This is a genomic window from Enterobacter cloacae complex sp. IR5422, assembly GCF_049238165.1.
Taxonomy (GTDB): domain Bacteria; phylum Pseudomonadota; class Gammaproteobacteria; order Enterobacterales; family Enterobacteriaceae; genus Enterobacter; species Enterobacter roggenkampii.
Window position 1 is genome coordinate 50333 of sequence record NZ_JBMKHT010000015.1, and the last position, 16557, is coordinate 66889.

The following is a 16557-nucleotide window of genomic DNA, read 5'->3' on the forward strand; positions in this document are numbered from 1 at the left end:
TGAAAGGCCTGCCGGCGCGCTTTTCAGCGCTCATCCTTTAGCTATTCTTATCAAACATTCACACTGGATACCCGACAGATGATGACGACGCTTGAAATTCCATCTGTGCTTTCCAGTTCGCAGCGCCGCTGCCAGGTGCTTTTGATGCTTTACCTGCCCGATGCTGCCGTCACCGCACAGAGCATAATCGCTGCCAACGGCGTGGACGACGCGATGGCACGGCAAGATATAGCCGAGACGCGCGATGAAATCCAGCGCTATCACCGGCTGGATATCGTCACGCACCACGACGGCTGCTACCGGATTGAAGGCACAGCCCTGAATCAGCGTTTATGCCTGCTGCACTGGCTGCGCCGGGCGCTGCGGCTTTGTCCGCAGTTTGTCTCGCACCAGTTTACCCCCGCATTAAAAACCGCGCTTAAACAACTCGGCATCGCGCGCCCGCTTTACGACGATGCGAACCTGCGGGCGCTGATCGGCTTCTGCTCACGCAAGCTGCAGCGCCAGTTTGAATGCCGCGATGTGCAGTTTTTACAGCTCTATCTGCAATATTGTCTTATTCAGCACCAGCTCGGGAATACGCCGCAGTTTTCGCATGCCCAGCGCAGCTGGACCCAGTCGCGGGGAGAGTATTTTACGGCGCAGGAGATTGTCCGCCACTGGAAGCGGCGCGTGCCGCAGGGCGCGCACGTGGATGAACAGCTGTTTCTGGCGCTGCTGTTTATGATGCTCCGCACGCCCGATCCGGTTCTTGATAAGCACCAGCAGGATCAGCGTCTACGCCGGGCCATCGTGCGCATGGTGGCCCGTTTTCGCTCGCAGACCGGAATGAACTTCAGCGATGAGCAGGGGCTGACCGATCAGCTGTATATCCATCTGGCTCAGGCGCTGGACCGTTCGCTGTTTGAGATCGGCATCGACAACAGCCTGCCGGAGGAGATCCATCGCCTTTATCCCCGGCTGTTACGTACCACGAAAGAGGCGCTGTTTGAGCTGGAGGCGGAATTCGGGCTGCGTTTTTCCGACGAAGAGATGAGTCTGGTGGCGGTAATTTTCGGTGCCTGGCTGATGCAGGAGACCGATCTGCATGAAAAACAGGTGATCCTGCTGACGGGAGACGATAAAGCCAGTGAGGAACAGATCGAACAACAGCTTCGCGAGCTGACGCTGCTGCCGCTCAACATTCGCTACCTGACGCTGCAGGCCTTTCAGAAAGAGGGGGCGCCGCGCGAAGCCGCGCTGGTAATCACCCCCTACCCTACGGCCCTGCCGCTGTTCTCGCCGCCGCTGATCCATGCCGTTGAGACACTGAACGCGCAGCAGCAAGAACATATTCGCGCCATGCTGGAATCATAGCGACGCGCGGGCGGCCACTTTAGGTCGAACAACAATGGCGGGCAAGGCGACGAGCGCCATCACCCAGAAGACGCCGTGCCCCAGGTGCTGGTAAAGGAACCCCGCAAACACCGTCATGATCGCGATACTGCCCCCCATTGCCACTGCCGAATAGACGGCCTGCAGGCGAATCACGTCCCCGCCCTCGCGCGCTGCGATATAGCGCATGGCCGCCAGATGGCACACGGTAAAGGTGCCGCAGTGAAGAATTTGCGCCACAATCAGCCACGGCAGATCGGTCGTCCAGCCCATAATCCCCCAGCGCGCCACGCCGCACACGGCGGAAAGCAGCAGCAGGTCACGCGCGCCAAAGCGGCGGAACAGTTTTTTGCTCAGGGCAAAGATAATGACTTCGGCCACCACGCCCAGCGACCACAGATAGCCCACGGCGGAAGCGGAATATCCCGCCCCCTGCCAGTAGATGGCGCTGAAACCATAGTACGCCGCATGTGCCCCCTGAAGGAGGCACACGCACGCCAGAAAACGCCAGCTCTGTGCGACCAGGCTCCGCCATGCGGGCCAGCCCGCGCTCTCCTGATGGCGACTTTCCCCTTGCGGCATCACCGACGGTCGCAGAAGCATGCCCAGCAGCATCGAGGCAATACCGATACTCAGCAGGGCAAGAATGGCGCGGTAATCGTAAAGACTGACCAGTTTCCCCACCAGCGCCGAGCCAATCACAAAGGCGATAGAGCCCCACAGGCGCACGCGACCGTAGTCCATGGTGATCTGTTTCTGCCAGGTGTTCGCCAGGGCATCCGTCAGCGGCACCAGCGGTGAGAAGAACAGGTTAAAGCCGACCATCACCACCATCAGCCAGGCAAACTGGTGGCTGACCCAGAAGCAGGCCACAAAGACCAGGGTCAGCAGAGCCAGAATGCGTACGGCCTTGATCAGTAAGGAGGGATCGCTGACGCGCGGGGCGATCAGCAGGCTGCCGAGGAAACGCGCCACCAGCCCGGCCCCCAGCAGGACGCCGATGGTCTCAGGCGTCAGGCCGATACCCTTAAGCCAGACGCTCCAGAAAGGCAGAAAAATGCCGTAGCTAAAGAAATAGGTGAAATAACTGAGCGCCAGCCAGCGCGTGGAATGCAAGACCATGAATCCCTCCCGAAATCGAGGCCATAGTCTGGCGAGAATATAAAAATTAAGCAAGTAGATAGCCTGCTATAAATTAACGAAAAATTAACATCTTGTGCAGTCGTCTGGCTTATGGCAGGGAATGAAAATGTGTATTACGTTTAAATTACTCCACTTGCAGAGGTATTTCTGCCATGAACTCACTACGTTATCTCGATTTTGGTCAGTCGCGTCATCTGCTGCTGCTCATTGGCCGCATCGCGCTTGTCGTGCTGTTTATTATCTTTGGTTACCCGAAACTGACGGGGTTTAGCGGTACCGTACAGTATATGACCTCGCTGGGTACGCCGATGCCCATGCTGGCGGCCATTATTGCGGTGGTGATGGAAGTGCCTGCCGCTATTCTGATCGTACTGGGCTTTTTCACCCGTCCTCTCGCGGTTCTCTTTGTCTTCTATACGCTGGGCACGGCGATTATCGGTCACCACTACTGGGATATGACCGGTGATACAGTCGTACCGAATATGATTAACTTCTACAAAAACGTCAGTATTGCTGGCGCCTTTATTTTGCTGGCGATTGTGGGGCCAGGCGCCATCTCCCTTGACCGGCGTTAAGCCATAAAAAAAGGCCGCATGCGCGGCCTTTTTTTATTTCTGCAAAGCAGAGGAATTATGCGTATACCGGGAAGCGTGCGCAGATATCCAGAACTTTACCTTTAACGCGCTCGATAACCGCTTCGTCATTGATGTTGTCCAGAACGTCACACATCCAGCCAGCCAGCTCTTTCACTTCCGCTTCTTTGAAGCCGCGGCGAGTCACGGCCGGAGAACCGATACGGATACCGGAGGTCACGAACGGGCTCTTCGGATCGTTTGGCACGCTGTTTTTGTTCACGGTGATGTTGGCGCGGCCCAGGGCAGCGTCAGCTTCTTTACCGGTCAGGTTCTTATCAACCAGATCCAGCAGGAACAGGTGGTTTTCAGTCCCGCCGGATACCACTTTGTAGCCACGGTTCAGGAACACTTCCACCATCGCTTTGGCGTTCTTAGCAACCTGCTGCTGATAAACCTTGAATTCTGGCTCCATCGCTTCTTTCAGCGCGACCGCTTTAGCCGCGATAACGTGCATCAGCGGGCCGCCCTGCGCGCTTGGGAATACCGCGGAGTTCAGTTTTTTGTACAGCTCTTCGTCACCCCCCTTCGCCAGGATCAGGCCACCGCGTGGACCCGCCAGGGTTTTGTGGGTGGTGGTGGTCACAACGTGAGCGTGTGGAACCGGGTTCGGGTAAACGCCTGCGGCAATCAGACCCGCAACGTGCGCCATGTCGACGAACAGGTACGCGCCGATGCTGTCTGCGATTTCGCGCATTTTTGCCCAGTCAACGATACCAGAGTAAGCAGAGAAGCCACCGATGATCATCTTCGGCTTGTGCTCTTTAGCCTGCTTCGCCATGTCTTCGTAGTCAATTTTACCGGACTCATCAATACCGTAAGGGATGATGTTGTACAGTTTGCCGGAGAAGTTAACCGGGGAGCCGTGAGTCAGGTGGCCGCCCTGCGCCAGGTTCATACCCAGAACGGTATCGCCCGGCTGCAGCAGCGCGGTGTAGACCGCGAAGTTAGCCTGGGAGCCAGAGTGCGGCTGGACGTTTGCATAGTCAGCGCCAAAAAGTTCTTTCGCACGATCGATAGCCAGCTGCTCAACGATATCAACGTACTCGCAACCGCCGTAATAGCGTTTGCCCGGGTAACCTTCAGCGTATTTGTTGGTCAGCTGAGAACCCTGCGCCTGCATCACGCGCGGGCTGGTGTAGTTTTCGGAGGCGATCAGTTCGATGTGCTCTTCCTGACGTACTTTTTCCTGCTCCATAGCCTGCCACAGTTCGGCATCATAATCGGCAATGTTCATTTCACGCTTTAACATCCGCATCTCCTGACTCAGCTAACAAGTAAATTTTGGCCTGAAAAGGCAGTCCTGTTGGACGACGGGCAACAGTATAACTGATTAGTTCTGTGATAACAGGTCTTGACAAACGATTTTACGCAAACGTTTTCCTACCCGCCACGCAAGGGTTTGAGGAATAAAGCGCTCGCCCTTTCCAGCGGATTTCTTTTCAGGTTTGTGATGCATATTTTTCATCTTGCAAAGGACCATTTACAACACAGGGGTATTTTTTATAAGATGCATTCAAAATACATCATTAAAATGACATCAGAAGGACGCGCTCATGCTCGACGCTCAAACCATCGCTACCGTAAAAGCCACTATTCCCCTGCTGGTGGAAACCGGCCCTAAACTCACCGCCCATTTCTACGACCGCATGTTCACGCACAACCCGGAGCTCAAAGAGATTTTCAACATGAGCAACCAGCGTAACGGCGATCAGCGTGAAGCGCTGTTCAACGCCATCGCGGCTTACGCCAGCAATATTGAAAACCTGGCTGCGCTGCTGCCCGCGGTGGAAAAAATCGCGCAGAAACATACCAGCTTCCAGATCCAACCCGAGCAGTACAACATCGTCGGCACTCACCTGCTGGCGACGCTGGACGAAATGTTCAGCCCGGGTCAGGAGGTGCTGGACGCGTGGGGTAAAGCCTACGGGGTGCTGGCAAACGTGTTTATCAACCGTGAAGCACAGATTTACAGCGAAAACGCCCGCAAGAACGGCGGCTGGGAAGGCACCCGCGCGTTCCGCATCGTTAAGAAAACCCCGCGCAGCGCGTTAATCACCAGCTTCGAGTTTGAGCCGGTGGACGGTAAGCCGGTGGCCGATTACCAGCCAGGACAGTATCTGGGCGTGTGGCTGAAGCCTGAAGGTTTCCCGCATCAGGAGATCCGCCAGTATTCTCTTACCCGCAAGCCAAACGGCAAAGCCTACCGCATTGCGGTGAAGCGTGAGGACGGCGGTCAGGTTTCCAGCTGGCTGCACAACGAAGCTAACGTGGGCGACGTGGTCCATCTGGCCGCGCCAGCAGGCGACTTCTTCATGGCCGTTGAAGCGAATACCCCGGTGACGCTGATCTCTGCGGGTGTCGGCCAGACGCCAATGCTGGCGATGCTCGATACGCTGGCAAAATCACACCACGGTGCGCAGGTTAACTGGTTCCATGCCGCCGAAAACGGCGACGTGCACGCCTTTGCGGATGAGGTGAAAACGCTCGGAGCCTCCCTGCCGCGTTTCACCGCGCATACCTGGTATCGTCTGCCGACGGAAGCGGATCGCGCTGCCGCGCAATTTGACAGCGAAGGGTTGATGGATTTACGCCAGCATGAAGGTGCGTTCAGCGCACCGGAGATGCAGTTCTACGTCTGTGGACCGGTGGCGTTTATGCAGTATGCCGCGAAGCAGCTGGTTGAGCTGGGCGTGAACAAAGACAACATTCATTACGAATGCTTCGGGCCGCATAAGGTGCTGTAATCGCCCGGCGGCGCTTCGCTTGCGCGGGCCTACGAAGAGTTTTGTAGGCCGGGTAAGCGCAGCGCCACCCGGCAAGAACGTTAAATCGCGGCGTCGTCTTCTTCGCCGGTACGGATACGGATCACGCGCGCCACGTCAAAGACGAAGATTTTACCGTCGCCGATTTTGCCCGTCTGCGCCGTGCGGATAATGGTATCCACACAGGTGTCCACGATATCGTCGCTGACCACGATTTCAATTTTCACTTTCGGCAGAAAGTCGACCATGTACTCTGCGCCACGGTAAAGCTCGGTGTGACCTTTCTGACGACCAAAACCTTTCACTTCCGTCACGGTCATCCCGGTGATGCCGACTTCCGCCAGCGCTTCACGCACATCATCCAGTTTGAAAGGTTTAATAATCGCATCAATCTTTTTCATGGTGGGTCCTTAAACTCTTGCCTGTAAGCTGCCTCGTAATCGATTGCTCACAGTACCATATTCAGGCAAATTTTGCGGTACTACTCTTTAAAATCGTTCGCTTCCAGCTCGTGGCGCGAGAGCAGCTTGTAAAACTCGGTGCGGTTGCGTCCGGCCATGCGCGCCGCGTGGGTCACGTTGCCTTTGGTGATCTGCAATAGCTTGCGCAGATAGTTCAGCTCGAACTGGTTACGCGCTTCGGCAAACGTCGGCAAGGCCGTGTTTTCCCCTTCCAGCGCCTGCTCCACCAGCGCGTCGCTGATGACCGGTGAGGAGGTCAGCGCCACGCACTGCTCAATCACGTTGACCAGCTGACGGACGTTACCCGGCCAGCTTGCGGCCATCAGCCGCTTCATCGCATCGGTGGAAAACGCGCGCACGAACGGTTTATGGCGATCGGCCGCCTGGCGCAAAAGATGGTTCGCCAGCAGCGGGATGTCTTCCGCACGTTCGGCCAGCGCCGGGATCTTCAGGTTGACCACGTTCAGGCGGTAGTAGAGATCTTCGCGGAACTCGTTGCGGGCCATCACTTTTGGCAGATCGCGGTGGGTAGCGGAGATAATTCGCACGTTAATATCGATATCGCGGTTGCTGCCCAGCGGGCGCACTTTGCGCTCCTGCAGCACGCGCAGCAGCTTGACCTGCAGCGGCGCGGGCATATCGCCAATTTCGTCCAGGAACAGCGTGCCGCCTTCCGCCGCCTGGAATAGCCCTTCACGGCTGCTTACCGCACCGGTGAATGCGCCGCGGGCATGACCAAACAGTTCGGATTCAAGCAGCTGCTCCGGGAGCGCGCCGCAGTTAATCGCAATAAAGGCGTTCTTGCTGCGCGGGCTGGCGTTATGAATTGCCTGCGCGAGGATCTCTTTCCCGGTTCCGCTCTGGCCGTTGATGAGCACGCTGACGTCAGACTGCGCCACCATCCTCGCCTGTTCCAGCAGACGCAGCATCACGGGGCTGCGCGTGACGATAGATTCCCGCCAGGCTTCATCCCCCGCCGGAGCGGCATGTTCCAGCGCGCTGTCGATAGCCTTATACAGTGCGTCTTTGTCCACCGGCTTGGTCAGGAAGCTGAACACCCCCTGCTGCGTCGCGGCAACCGCATCCGGGATCGACCCGTGCGCGGTCAGGATAATCACGGGCATACCCGGCTGCTGCTTCTGGATCTCCGCGAACAGCTGCAGGCCGTCCATTTCATCCATCCGCAGGTCGCTTATCACCAGATCGATTTTCTCGCGGCTGAGAATTTTCAGCCCCTCCAGCCCGCTTTCCGCGGTCACGACGCTATAGCCTTCACTCACCAGACGCATTCCCAGCAGCTTTAACAGCCCGGGATCGTCATCCACCAGTAAGAGATGGGCTGGTTTACGGCTCGTCATGCTTCACATCCTCTTGTTTCGGCGTATCGCTGTCCGGCGCAGCGGATGAACTCCCCGGCTGATATTTACGCGACGAGAGCTGTCTTTCGATATCGGTCAGGTTCTCCAGCTTGCGCGTCGTGGTATCCAGCTGGGTACGTAAATGTTGCTGCTGCTGACGCAGCGTATCCAGCTCGCTGTCGGTTGACTGTTGCAGCTTGCTGTAGCGGGAGCGCTCTTCAGAAAGCTGAAGCTGTAGCGTCTGTCCCTCGCGCCAGAGCTGGTATACCGGGCGGATCTGTACCGGAAGATTGACGACAAAGGTGTCCAGCCGGGTCACGTTGGTGCGGCGTTCGACGGGAGTGATTTTTGCATCTGCGAGTAAAATCCCACGCTTGAACGCGTCCTGCCAGGTATCATCATCCAGCATCGCCGCTTTCGCGCGGGCATCAACCGGCGCCAGACGCTGGGCGCAATCTATCCCGCGCAGCCAGAACAGCGGGTTACTTTCGACGTCATGGCCTGAGAGGTTCCAGATGTCGTCACAGCGGGTTGAGAGGAAATCAGCCAGCTGGTTATCGGGCCATTTATCTTCTTGTTTATCGCTAATCGCACTTTGTGGCACATGGGAAACACACCCTGCCAGAAATAAACAGGGCAGGCTCAGGCGAAGCGTGCTGCGGGAAAACACCGCGCGTACGGCGCGGGAAAAGACGTGTGACATACTCACCAGACATAGATTCATTTTATTGATTTTTCCGGCTCAGGGGCAGTTCAATACGGAAGCAAACATCCGAACGTTCGTCCGTGGCGATGTTAAGCTCACCCTGCATGCGTCGTATGCAGTCCCGGGCGATGCTTAAGCCCAGACCACTGCCTTTCACCGCACCTTTCCGCTGATGACTCCCCTGGAAAAAGGGCTCGAAGATCATGGTTTTTTCGTCATCGGGGATCGGGGTGCCGGTGTTAGCGACGTCTATAAACACCCGGGAACCCTTCGTATAGCTTCGGATATAAATGTTACCGGATTCAGTACCATAGTGCACCGCATTGGAATAAAGATTATCCAGCACGCTCATTAACAGCATGGGTTCAGCGAGACAGGTCGGCGCATTCAGCTCTACACCGGTATGCATCATTTTAGCTCTTGCTGGCAGGCTATGGGCGGAGATCACCATATCCACCAGCGGTTCAATGTCGACGTTTTCCAGTAAGACCGCTCCGTCAGCCAGCTTGCGGTTGTAATCCAGCAGCTGCTCAATCAGCTTCTGCAGATTGCGGCTGCTGTTATCCAGGATCTCGACAATTTCTTTCTGTTCGGGCGTAAGCGGCCCAGCCACTTCATCCGCCAGCAGCTCCGTCCCTTCGCGCATGCTGGCCAGCGGCGTTTTAAGCTCATGGGAAATATGGCGCAGGAACTGATGACGCTGTGATTCAAGCCACGCCAGGCGCTCGGACAGCCAGATAATACGCTGACCGACGGAACGCAATTCGCGGGGACCTTTAAAAGCGACCGTATCCCCGAGCGATTTCCCCTCCCCCAGGCGGTTGATCATCCGCTGGATACCCTTCACCGGGCCGATGATCATGCGGGTAAAGAGCAGCACCAGCCCGAGGCTCACGAGGAACAGCACCAGCGCCTGCCAGCCGAAGAACTGGCCGCGCTCGGCAATCTCCTGCTGAAGCTGCTGGCCGCGAGAGAAAATTACCGTGCGGGTTGACTGCACCATCTCGGTATTGGCGTTGGCGAAGGCTTCCAGGCGCGCGGCGGCGGCGGCATCGGGTCCACTGTTGTGGCACTGCAGCTGCGCAAGATCGTTCAGATCCTGACGTAACGCCTGATACAGCTTGTCGTCAGGCAATACGCCGGCGTGGGCGTCCAGCATTTCGCTGTAGCGCTTGCGCTGACTCTGGTACACCTTCTCCAGCGTACGATCGTCAAGCACGCAGTACTGACGATAGCTACGCTCCATCTCAAGCGCGGCGTTGGTCATGGCTTCACTGCGTCTGGCGTCAATAAGCGTCGTGCGGTTCGTCAGTGCCGCCTGGGCACTCAACGCGTTCAGGCTTTGCCAGGCCTGCCAGGCAAGGATCAGCAACGGCAGCAGGATCAGCAGGAAGGCCATCATCACGAGCTGTCGCAGGGAACGGGGAAAAACGGGCCAGCGTTTCAACGCATTACTCTCTTAATGGGGATATACGCAGAGCGTAACTGAGTCTGCCCTTCAGATACAACAAAGCCGGGTAAAAACCCGGCTTTGTCATGGAATGAGGCGGTGCCTAACTCGACGTTTCGCCCTGGCCTGATAAAGCATCGCTATGATCAGTAGTTGGACGGCAGGCACCTTTTTGTGCGTCATTCGAAGTTTATGTAGCGCGTCCCGAAGGGGCTGACATAAGAAGGTGAATGAGCCACTGGTTAATATTATGCAACACCCATGCCAAAATGCAAAACAAAATATTAACACATTGAAATATATGATTTTTACTCGTTTAACCGGTTCATTATCGGTTGAATGATTTCCAGGCTAAGTGTCGCTGTTCAGCAACACCTTAACGGGAACCTTTCCTGTCACATATAAATCAATAGGTTAAATGTCTCCTTTTGGAGACACTCAAACCAGAGGGTTGTCGCGATTTTGCGACAGAGACAAAAAAGCCCGGTGGCGCTCGCGCCTACCGGGCCTACAGTCAGGATGCTGAAACTTAACCCAGCTGCTTACGGGCGTTGCGGAAGATGCGCATCCACGGGCTGTCCTCGCCCCAGTTTTCCGGGTGCCAGGAGTTGCTCACGGTGCGGAACACGCGTTCCGGATGCGGCATCATGATGGTGGCACGACCGCTTTCGCTGGTCACCGCCGTAATACCGTTGACGGAACCGTTCGGGTTAGCCGGATAGGTTTCTGTTACCTTGCCGAAGTTATCGACAAAGCGCAGCGCTACCAGACCTTTGCTCTCCAGCTGAGCCAGATGCGCAGCATCACGCACCTCTACCTGACCTTCACCGTGGGAAACGGCGATTGGCATCTGTGAACCGACCATACCCTGCAGCAGCAGAGACGGGCTCTGGGTCACTTCCACCAGGCTGAAGCGTGCTTCGAAGCGGTCAGACTGGTTACGCACAAAGCGCGGCCAGGCTTCGCTGCCCGGGATCAGCTCGCGCAGGTTAGACATCATCTGGCAGCCGTTACACACGCCCAGCGCCAGCGTCTGCGGACGGTGGAAGAAGGTTTCGAACTCGTCGCGCACGCGGCTGTTGAACAGAATGGACTTCGCCCAGCCTTCGCCCGCGCCCAGCACGTCGCCGTAGGAGAAGCCGCCGCACGCCACCAGCGCCTGGAAATCTTCCAGACCGGTACGGCCTGCCAGCAGGTCGCTCATGTGGACGTCGATAGCGTCAAAGCCCGCGCGGTGGAAGGCCGCCGCCATCTCAACGTGGGAGTTAACGCCCTGCTCGCGCAGCACGGCCACTTTCGGACGCGCGCCGGTCGCAATGTACGGCGCGGCAATGTCTTCGTTTATGTCGAAGCTGAGCTTCACGTTCAGGCCAGGATCGTTGTCGTTCGCCTTCGCGTTGTGTTCCTGATCGGCGCATTCCGGGTTGTCACGCAGGCGCTGCATCTGCCAGGTGGTTTCCGCCCACCACATACGCAGCGTGGTGCGGCTTTCGCTGAACACCGCGTGGCCGTCGGCTTCAATCACGAAACGGTCGCCCTGCACCGCTTTACCGAGATAGTGTACGCAGTCTGCCAGACCGTGCTGCGCCAGAATCGCTTCTACCGCGTCGCGATCTGCGGCGCGTACCTGAATGACCGCGCCAAGCTCTTCGTTAAACAGCGCCGCCAGGCGGTCTTCGCCAAGCGTAGCAATGTTTGCTTCAACGCCGCAGTGACCGGTGAAGGCCATCTCTGCCAGGGTCACCAGCAGGCCGCCGTCGGAACGGTCGTGGTAGGCCAGCAGCTTACGCTGCGCCACCAGCGCCTGAATCGCGTCGTAGAAGCCTTTCAGCTGCGCCACGTCGCGCACGTCGGCTGGCTTATCGCCGAGCTGACGGTAAACCTGCGCCAGCGCGGTAGCGCCCAGCGCGTTGTGGCCTTTACCCAGGTCAATCAGCAGCAGGGCGTTATCTTCGGTCACCAGCTGCGGCGTAACGGTGTGACGCACGTCTTCCACGCGGGCAAACGCGGTGATCACCAGCGACAGCGGAGAGGTCATCTCGCGCTGCTCGTTGCCTTCCTGCCAACGGGTTTTCATCGACATGGAGTCTTTGCCCACCGGAATGGTCAGGCCGAGGGCAGGACACAGCTCCTCGCCCACCGCCTTCACGGCTTCATACAGGCCCGCGTCTTCGCCTGGGTGACCGGCAGCGGCCATCCAGTTTGCGGAAAGCTTAATACGTTTGATGTCGCCAATCTGCGTGGCGGCGATGTTGGTCAGCGCTTCACCGACGGCCAGACGGGCAGAGGCCGCGAAGTCCAGCAGCGCGACCGGGGTGCGTTCACCCAGCGCCATCGCTTCGCCGTAGTAGCTGTCGAGGCTCGCGGTGGTCACGGCGCAGTTCGCCACCGGGATCTGCCACGGGCCGACCATCTGGTCACGGGATACCATACCGGTCACGGTACGGTCGCCGATGGTCACCAGGAAGGTTTTCTCCGCCACAGCTGGCAGGTGCAGCACGCGATTAACGGCTTCAGCCACGGTAATGCCCTGGCGATCCAGCGCTTTGCCCGCCGCTTTACGGGTCTGCACGTCGCGGGTCATCTTCGGCGTTTTACCGAGCAGGACGTCGAGCGGCAGATCGATCGGCTGGTTGTCGAAATGGGTGTCGCTCAGAGTCAGGTGCTGCTCTTCGGTCGCTTCACCGATGACGGCATACGGCGCGCGCTCGCGGCGGCACAGCTCGTCAAACAGCGGCAGCTGATCCGCCGCAACAGCCAGCACGTAGCGCTCCTGGGATTCGTTACACCAGATCTCCAGCGGGCTCATGCCAGGCTCATCGCTCAGGATGTCGCGCAGGTTGAAACGGCCACCGCGGCCGCCGTCGCTCACCAGTTCCGGCATGGCGTTGGACAGACCGCCCGCGCCCACGTCGTGGATAAAGAGGATCGGGTTAGCATCGCCCAGCTGCCAGCAGCGGTCGATCACTTCCTGGCAGCGACGCTCCATCTCCGGGTTGTCACGCTGCACGGACGCGAAGTCGAGATCCGCATCAGACTGGCCGGAGGCCATCGAAGAGGCCGCGCCGCCGCCCAGACCGATATTCATCGCCGGGCCGCCGAGCACGATCAGCTTCGCGCCGACGACGATCTCGCCTTTCTGCACGTGATCGGCACGGATGTTGCCGATCCCGCCCGCCAGCATGATCGGTTTGTGGTAGCCGCGCAGCTCTTCGCCGTTGTGGCTGTCCACTTTCTCTTCATAGGTACGGAAGTAACCGTTCAGCGCCGGACGACCAAATTCGTTGTTAAACGCCGCGCCGCCCAGCGGGCCTTCGGTCATGATATCCAGCGCGGTCACAATGCGCTCTGGCTTGCCGAAATCTTCTTCCCACGGCTGTTCAAAGCCCGGGATACGCAGGTTGGAGACGGAGAAACCGACCAGACCCGCTTTGGGTTTTGCACCACGACCGGTCGCCCCTTCGTCACGGATTTCACCGCCGGAGCCGGTCGCCGCACCCGGCCACGGGGAGATCGCCGTCGGGTGGTTGTGGGTTTCCACTTTCATCAGTATATGCGCGGGCTCCTGATGGAAGTCATAGCGCCCTGCTTCGCGATCGGCGAAGAAGCGGCCCACCTCAGAACCTTCCATCACCGCGGCGTTGTCTTTATAGGCAGACAGCACGTGGTCAGGCGTTTGCTCCATGGTGTTTTTGATCATTTTGAACAGCGACTTTGGCTGCTGTTCGCCGTCAATAATCCAGTCGGCATTGAAAATCTTGTGGCGGCAGTGCTCCGAGTTCGCCTGCGCGAACATGTAGAGTTCAATGTCGTTCGGGTTACGGTTGAGCTTAACGAACGCATCCTGCAGGTAGTCGATTTCGTCTTCTGCCAGCGCCAGGCCGAGACGCAGGTTGGCGTCAATCAGCGCCTGACGGCCCTGTCCCAGCAGGTCCACGCTCTGTACCGGCGCAGGCTGATGGTGGGAGAAAAGCTTCTGCGCGTCATCAAGAGAGGCAAATACGCTCTCCATCATGCGGTCGTGCAGTTCAGCCGCAACCGCCTGCCACTGCGCGTCGCTCAGGGTAGAGGCTTCCACGTAGTACGCCACGCCGCGCTCCAGACGGTTAATCTGGCTCAGGCCACAGTTGTGGGCGATGTCGGTGGCTTTGGAAGACCAGGGGGAGATGGTGCCCGGACGCGGCGTCGCAAGGATCAGTTTGCCGGTTGGCGTATGGCTGCTGAGGCTTGGGCCATACTTGAGCAGGCGTTCCAGCTGTACGCGCTCCTCTGCATTCAGGGGGGCATTCAGGTCAGCAAAATGGACATACTCAGCGTAAATATTGCTTACCGGAAGGTCGGCCGCCTGAAAACGTGCCAGCAGTTTGGTAATACGGAAGGCAGACAGTGCAGGCGAACCACGCAGAATTTCCATCATAAGTCTCTCGTCTTCGAAGCGCCGGGGCGCTTTCAGTGTGCGCAAGGGGGGAAAACGGGCGTCATTATAGAGAATCCTGAGCGCCGACGAAACCGTTTGCGTCGAAATAAAATTGGCAAAGAGATTTAACAATAGATGTGACCTGTCTCTCTAATTGGTTGCCAAGTGGCGCAAGTTTACGCAAAATGCCGCTCATTCAATGGCAAACCTTATTGTTAACATGGCTACAGCAGACTGAGGCAACCGGCGTCGCAGAGAATTAACTAATTGAAAAAATTAAAGATTAATTATCTGCTCATCGGCATTGTAACGTTGCTGTTGGCAGTGGCCCTCTGGCCTTCCATCCCCTGGATCGGCAAAGCCGAAAACCGTATCGCCGCCATTCAGGAGCGGGGGGAATTGCGCGTCAGTACCCTCAACTCTCCGCTGATTTACAGCGACATCAACGGCAAAATCATTGGACTGGATTATGAACTGGCACAGCAGTTCGCCGATTACCTTGGCGTAAAGCTGAAAATCACCGTCCGCCAGAATATCAACCAGCTGTTTGACGACCTCGATAACGACGATGCCGATATGCTGGCCGCCGGGCTGGTGTATAACAGCGAGCGCAGCAAAAACTATCAGCCAGGCCCGACCTACTACTCCGTTTCGCAGCAGCTGGTTTACCGCGTCGGGAGCCTGCGCCCGCGCTCGCTGGCGTCGATTAACGATCGGCAGCTGACGATTGCCCCCGGTCACGTGGTAATTGACGATCTGCGCGAGCTCAAGGAGAAGAAATATCCGGACCTGAGCTGGACGGTGGATGCGAAACTCGGCACGACGGAGCTGCTGGAGCAGGTAAAAGATCAGAAAATCCCCTACACCATCGCCGATTCGGTCGCGATCAGCCTGTTCCAGCGCGTGCATCCTGAAATCGCCGTGGCGCTGGACGTCACCGACGAGCAGCCTGTGACCTGGTTTACTCAGCTCGATGACGATCAGACCCTCTCTGCCGCGATGCTCGATTTCTTCAACACCATGAATGAAGACGGTACGCTGGCGCGCCTGGAGGAGAAGTACCTCGGGCATGGTGATGACTTTGACTACGTTGACACCCGCAGCTTCCTGCGTGCGGTAGACAGCGTCCTGCCGGACCTGCAGCCGCTGTTCGAAAAATACGCCCAGGAAATTGACTGGAAACTGCTGGCGGCTATTTCGTATCAGGAATCCCACTGGGATACCCAGGCCACGTCTCCGACTGGCGTACGTGGTTTGATGATGTTAACTAAAAATACCGCGCTGAGCCTCGGCGTCAATGACCGTACCGATGCGGAACAGAGCATCAGCGGCGGCGCGCGCTACCTGCAGGATATGATGGCCAAAGTCCCGGAAACGGTGCCGGAAGAGGAGCGGATCTGGTTCGCGCTGGCGGCCTACAATATGGGCTATGCGCATATGCTGGATGCGCGAGCGCTGACGGCCAAAACGAAAGGCAACCCGGACAGCTGGTCAGACGTAAAACAGCGCCTGCCGCTGCTGAGCCAGAAGCCATGGTATAACAAGCTGACGTACGGCTACGCGCGCGGGCATGAAGCCTACGCCTACGTGGAAAATATCCGTAAATATCAGATTAGCCTGGTCGGGTATCTGCTGGAGAAAGAGAAAGAGGCGACAGAGGCCAAACGGCTGGCCCAAAGCTACCCTGTCGTGGCGCCGGACGAGCTTAACCGTCCGTCGGCTTCAATTCTGCCTTTTGCTGCTTTTTCTGCTGACGGCGCATTCGAAAGAAATCGCTTAATAGCCCCGAACACTCTGGTGCAAGCACCCCGCCGATAGTCTTTACCTGGTGGTTCATCCCCGGGTGACCCAGCACGTCCATCAGCGAACCGGCCGCGCCGGTTTTTTCATCCCGCGCACCGAAGACCAGAGTCCCGATCCGGCTGTGCACCATCGCCCCGGAGCACATCACGCACGGCTCCAGCGTCACATACAGCGTGGTATCAAGCAGGCGATAGTTTTGCAGCACCAGACCGCCCTGACGAAGCGCCATGATTTCGGCGTGCGCCGTCGGATCGTGGCGGCCAATGGGACGGTTCCACCCTTCACCAATCACCTGGTTATTATGGACCAGCACGGCGCCCACGGGCACTTCGCCCTCGTCCCAGGCACGCTGAGCGAGCGTTAGCGCGTGGCGCATCCAGTATTCATGCGAGAATTCAGGGTTGGACAACGGTTGATACTCCAGTCGAAAAGCGGGCGGCATTATACA

12 protein-coding genes are annotated in these 16557 nt (G+C 57.7%); 4 read left to right on the forward strand and 8 right to left on the reverse strand.

Annotated elements, in window-relative coordinates; translation table 11 throughout:
- Positions 1-78: 78 nt before the first annotated feature.
- On the forward strand, positions 79-1356 hold the full coding sequence (gene csiE / locus ACOTXT_RS09805; protein WP_008502162.1) for a stationary phase inducible protein CsiE: 1278 nt from the start codon (positions 79-81) through the stop codon (positions 1354-1356).
- On the opposite strand, the gene ACOTXT_RS09810 is transcribed toward csiE, so the two are convergent.
- Positions 1351-2496, reverse strand: a complete 1146-nt coding sequence (locus ACOTXT_RS09810) for a 3-phenylpropionate MFS transporter (protein WP_008502163.1) — start codon at positions 2494-2496, stop codon at positions 1351-1353. The two genes, csiE and ACOTXT_RS09810, sit on opposite strands and share 6 nt — an antisense overlap.
- A gap of 173 nt (positions 2497-2669) precedes the next feature.
- Here ACOTXT_RS09810 and ACOTXT_RS09815 point away from each other — a divergent pair, with 173 nt between their 5' ends.
- Entirely contained in the window at positions 2670-3092 is a 423-nt protein-coding gene (locus tag ACOTXT_RS09815) for a DoxX family protein (protein ID WP_065102731.1), read from the forward strand.
- 55 nt (positions 3093-3147) lie between these two features.
- Here the strand turns inward: ACOTXT_RS09815 and glyA are convergent, their stop codons facing one another.
- Entirely contained in the window at positions 3148-4401 is a 1254-nt protein-coding gene (gene glyA, locus ACOTXT_RS09820) for a serine hydroxymethyltransferase (protein WP_008502165.1), read from the reverse strand.
- 304 nt (positions 4402-4705) lie between these two features.
- Here glyA and hmpA point away from each other — a divergent pair, with 304 nt between their 5' ends.
- On the forward strand, positions 4706-5896 hold the full coding sequence (gene hmpA / locus ACOTXT_RS09825; protein ID WP_333166030.1) for an NO-inducible flavohemoprotein: 1191 nt from the start codon (positions 4706-4708) through the stop codon (positions 5894-5896).
- 80 nt (positions 5897-5976) lie between these two features.
- On the opposite strand, the gene glnB is transcribed toward hmpA, so the two are convergent.
- The 5 genes from glnB to purL form a co-directional block, all read right to left on the reverse strand.
- A complete protein-coding gene (gene glnB, locus ACOTXT_RS09830; RefSeq protein ID WP_003860685.1) occupies positions 5977-6315 on the reverse strand; it encodes a nitrogen regulatory protein P-II in 339 nt (112 codons plus the stop codon).
- Between the two features lie 80 nt (positions 6316-6395).
- Positions 6396-7733, reverse strand: coding sequence for a two-component system response regulator GlrR (glrR, locus tag ACOTXT_RS09835; RefSeq protein ID WP_021241871.1), 1338 nt, complete (start codon positions 7731-7733; stop codon positions 6396-6398).
- Positions 7720-8457, reverse strand: coding sequence for a two-component system QseEF-associated lipoprotein QseG (gene qseG, locus ACOTXT_RS09840; RefSeq protein ID WP_045335340.1), 738 nt, complete (start codon positions 8455-8457; stop codon positions 7720-7722). Before qseG ends, glrR begins: the two co-directional genes overlap by 14 nt.
- A 1-nt stretch (position 8458) precedes the next feature.
- A complete protein-coding gene (qseE, locus tag ACOTXT_RS09845) occupies positions 8459-9886 on the reverse strand; it encodes a two component system sensor histidine kinase QseE/GlrK (protein ID WP_333166027.1) in 1428 nt (475 codons plus the stop codon).
- A gap of 532 nt (positions 9887-10418) precedes the next feature.
- Positions 10419-14306 carry a phosphoribosylformylglycinamidine synthase gene (purL, locus tag ACOTXT_RS09850; RefSeq protein ID WP_333166025.1) on the reverse strand — a complete coding sequence of 1296 codons (3888 nt, stop codon included), beginning with the start codon at positions 14304-14306 and terminating at the stop codon, positions 10419-10421.
- A gap of 267 nt (positions 14307-14573) precedes the next feature.
- On the opposite strand from purL, the gene mltF reads away from it, so the two are divergent.
- Positions 14574-16124, forward strand: coding sequence for a membrane-bound lytic murein transglycosylase MltF (mltF, locus tag ACOTXT_RS09855; RefSeq protein WP_214573787.1), 1551 nt, complete (start codon positions 14574-14576; stop codon positions 16122-16124).
- Here mltF and tadA read toward each other — a convergent pair.
- Complete coding sequence (gene tadA, locus ACOTXT_RS09860) at positions 16012-16551, reverse strand: tRNA adenosine(34) deaminase TadA (RefSeq protein ID WP_008502172.1); 540 nt, start codon at positions 16549-16551, stop codon at positions 16012-16014. The genes mltF and tadA overlap by 113 nt on opposite strands.
- Positions 16552-16557: the final 6 nt, after the last annotated feature.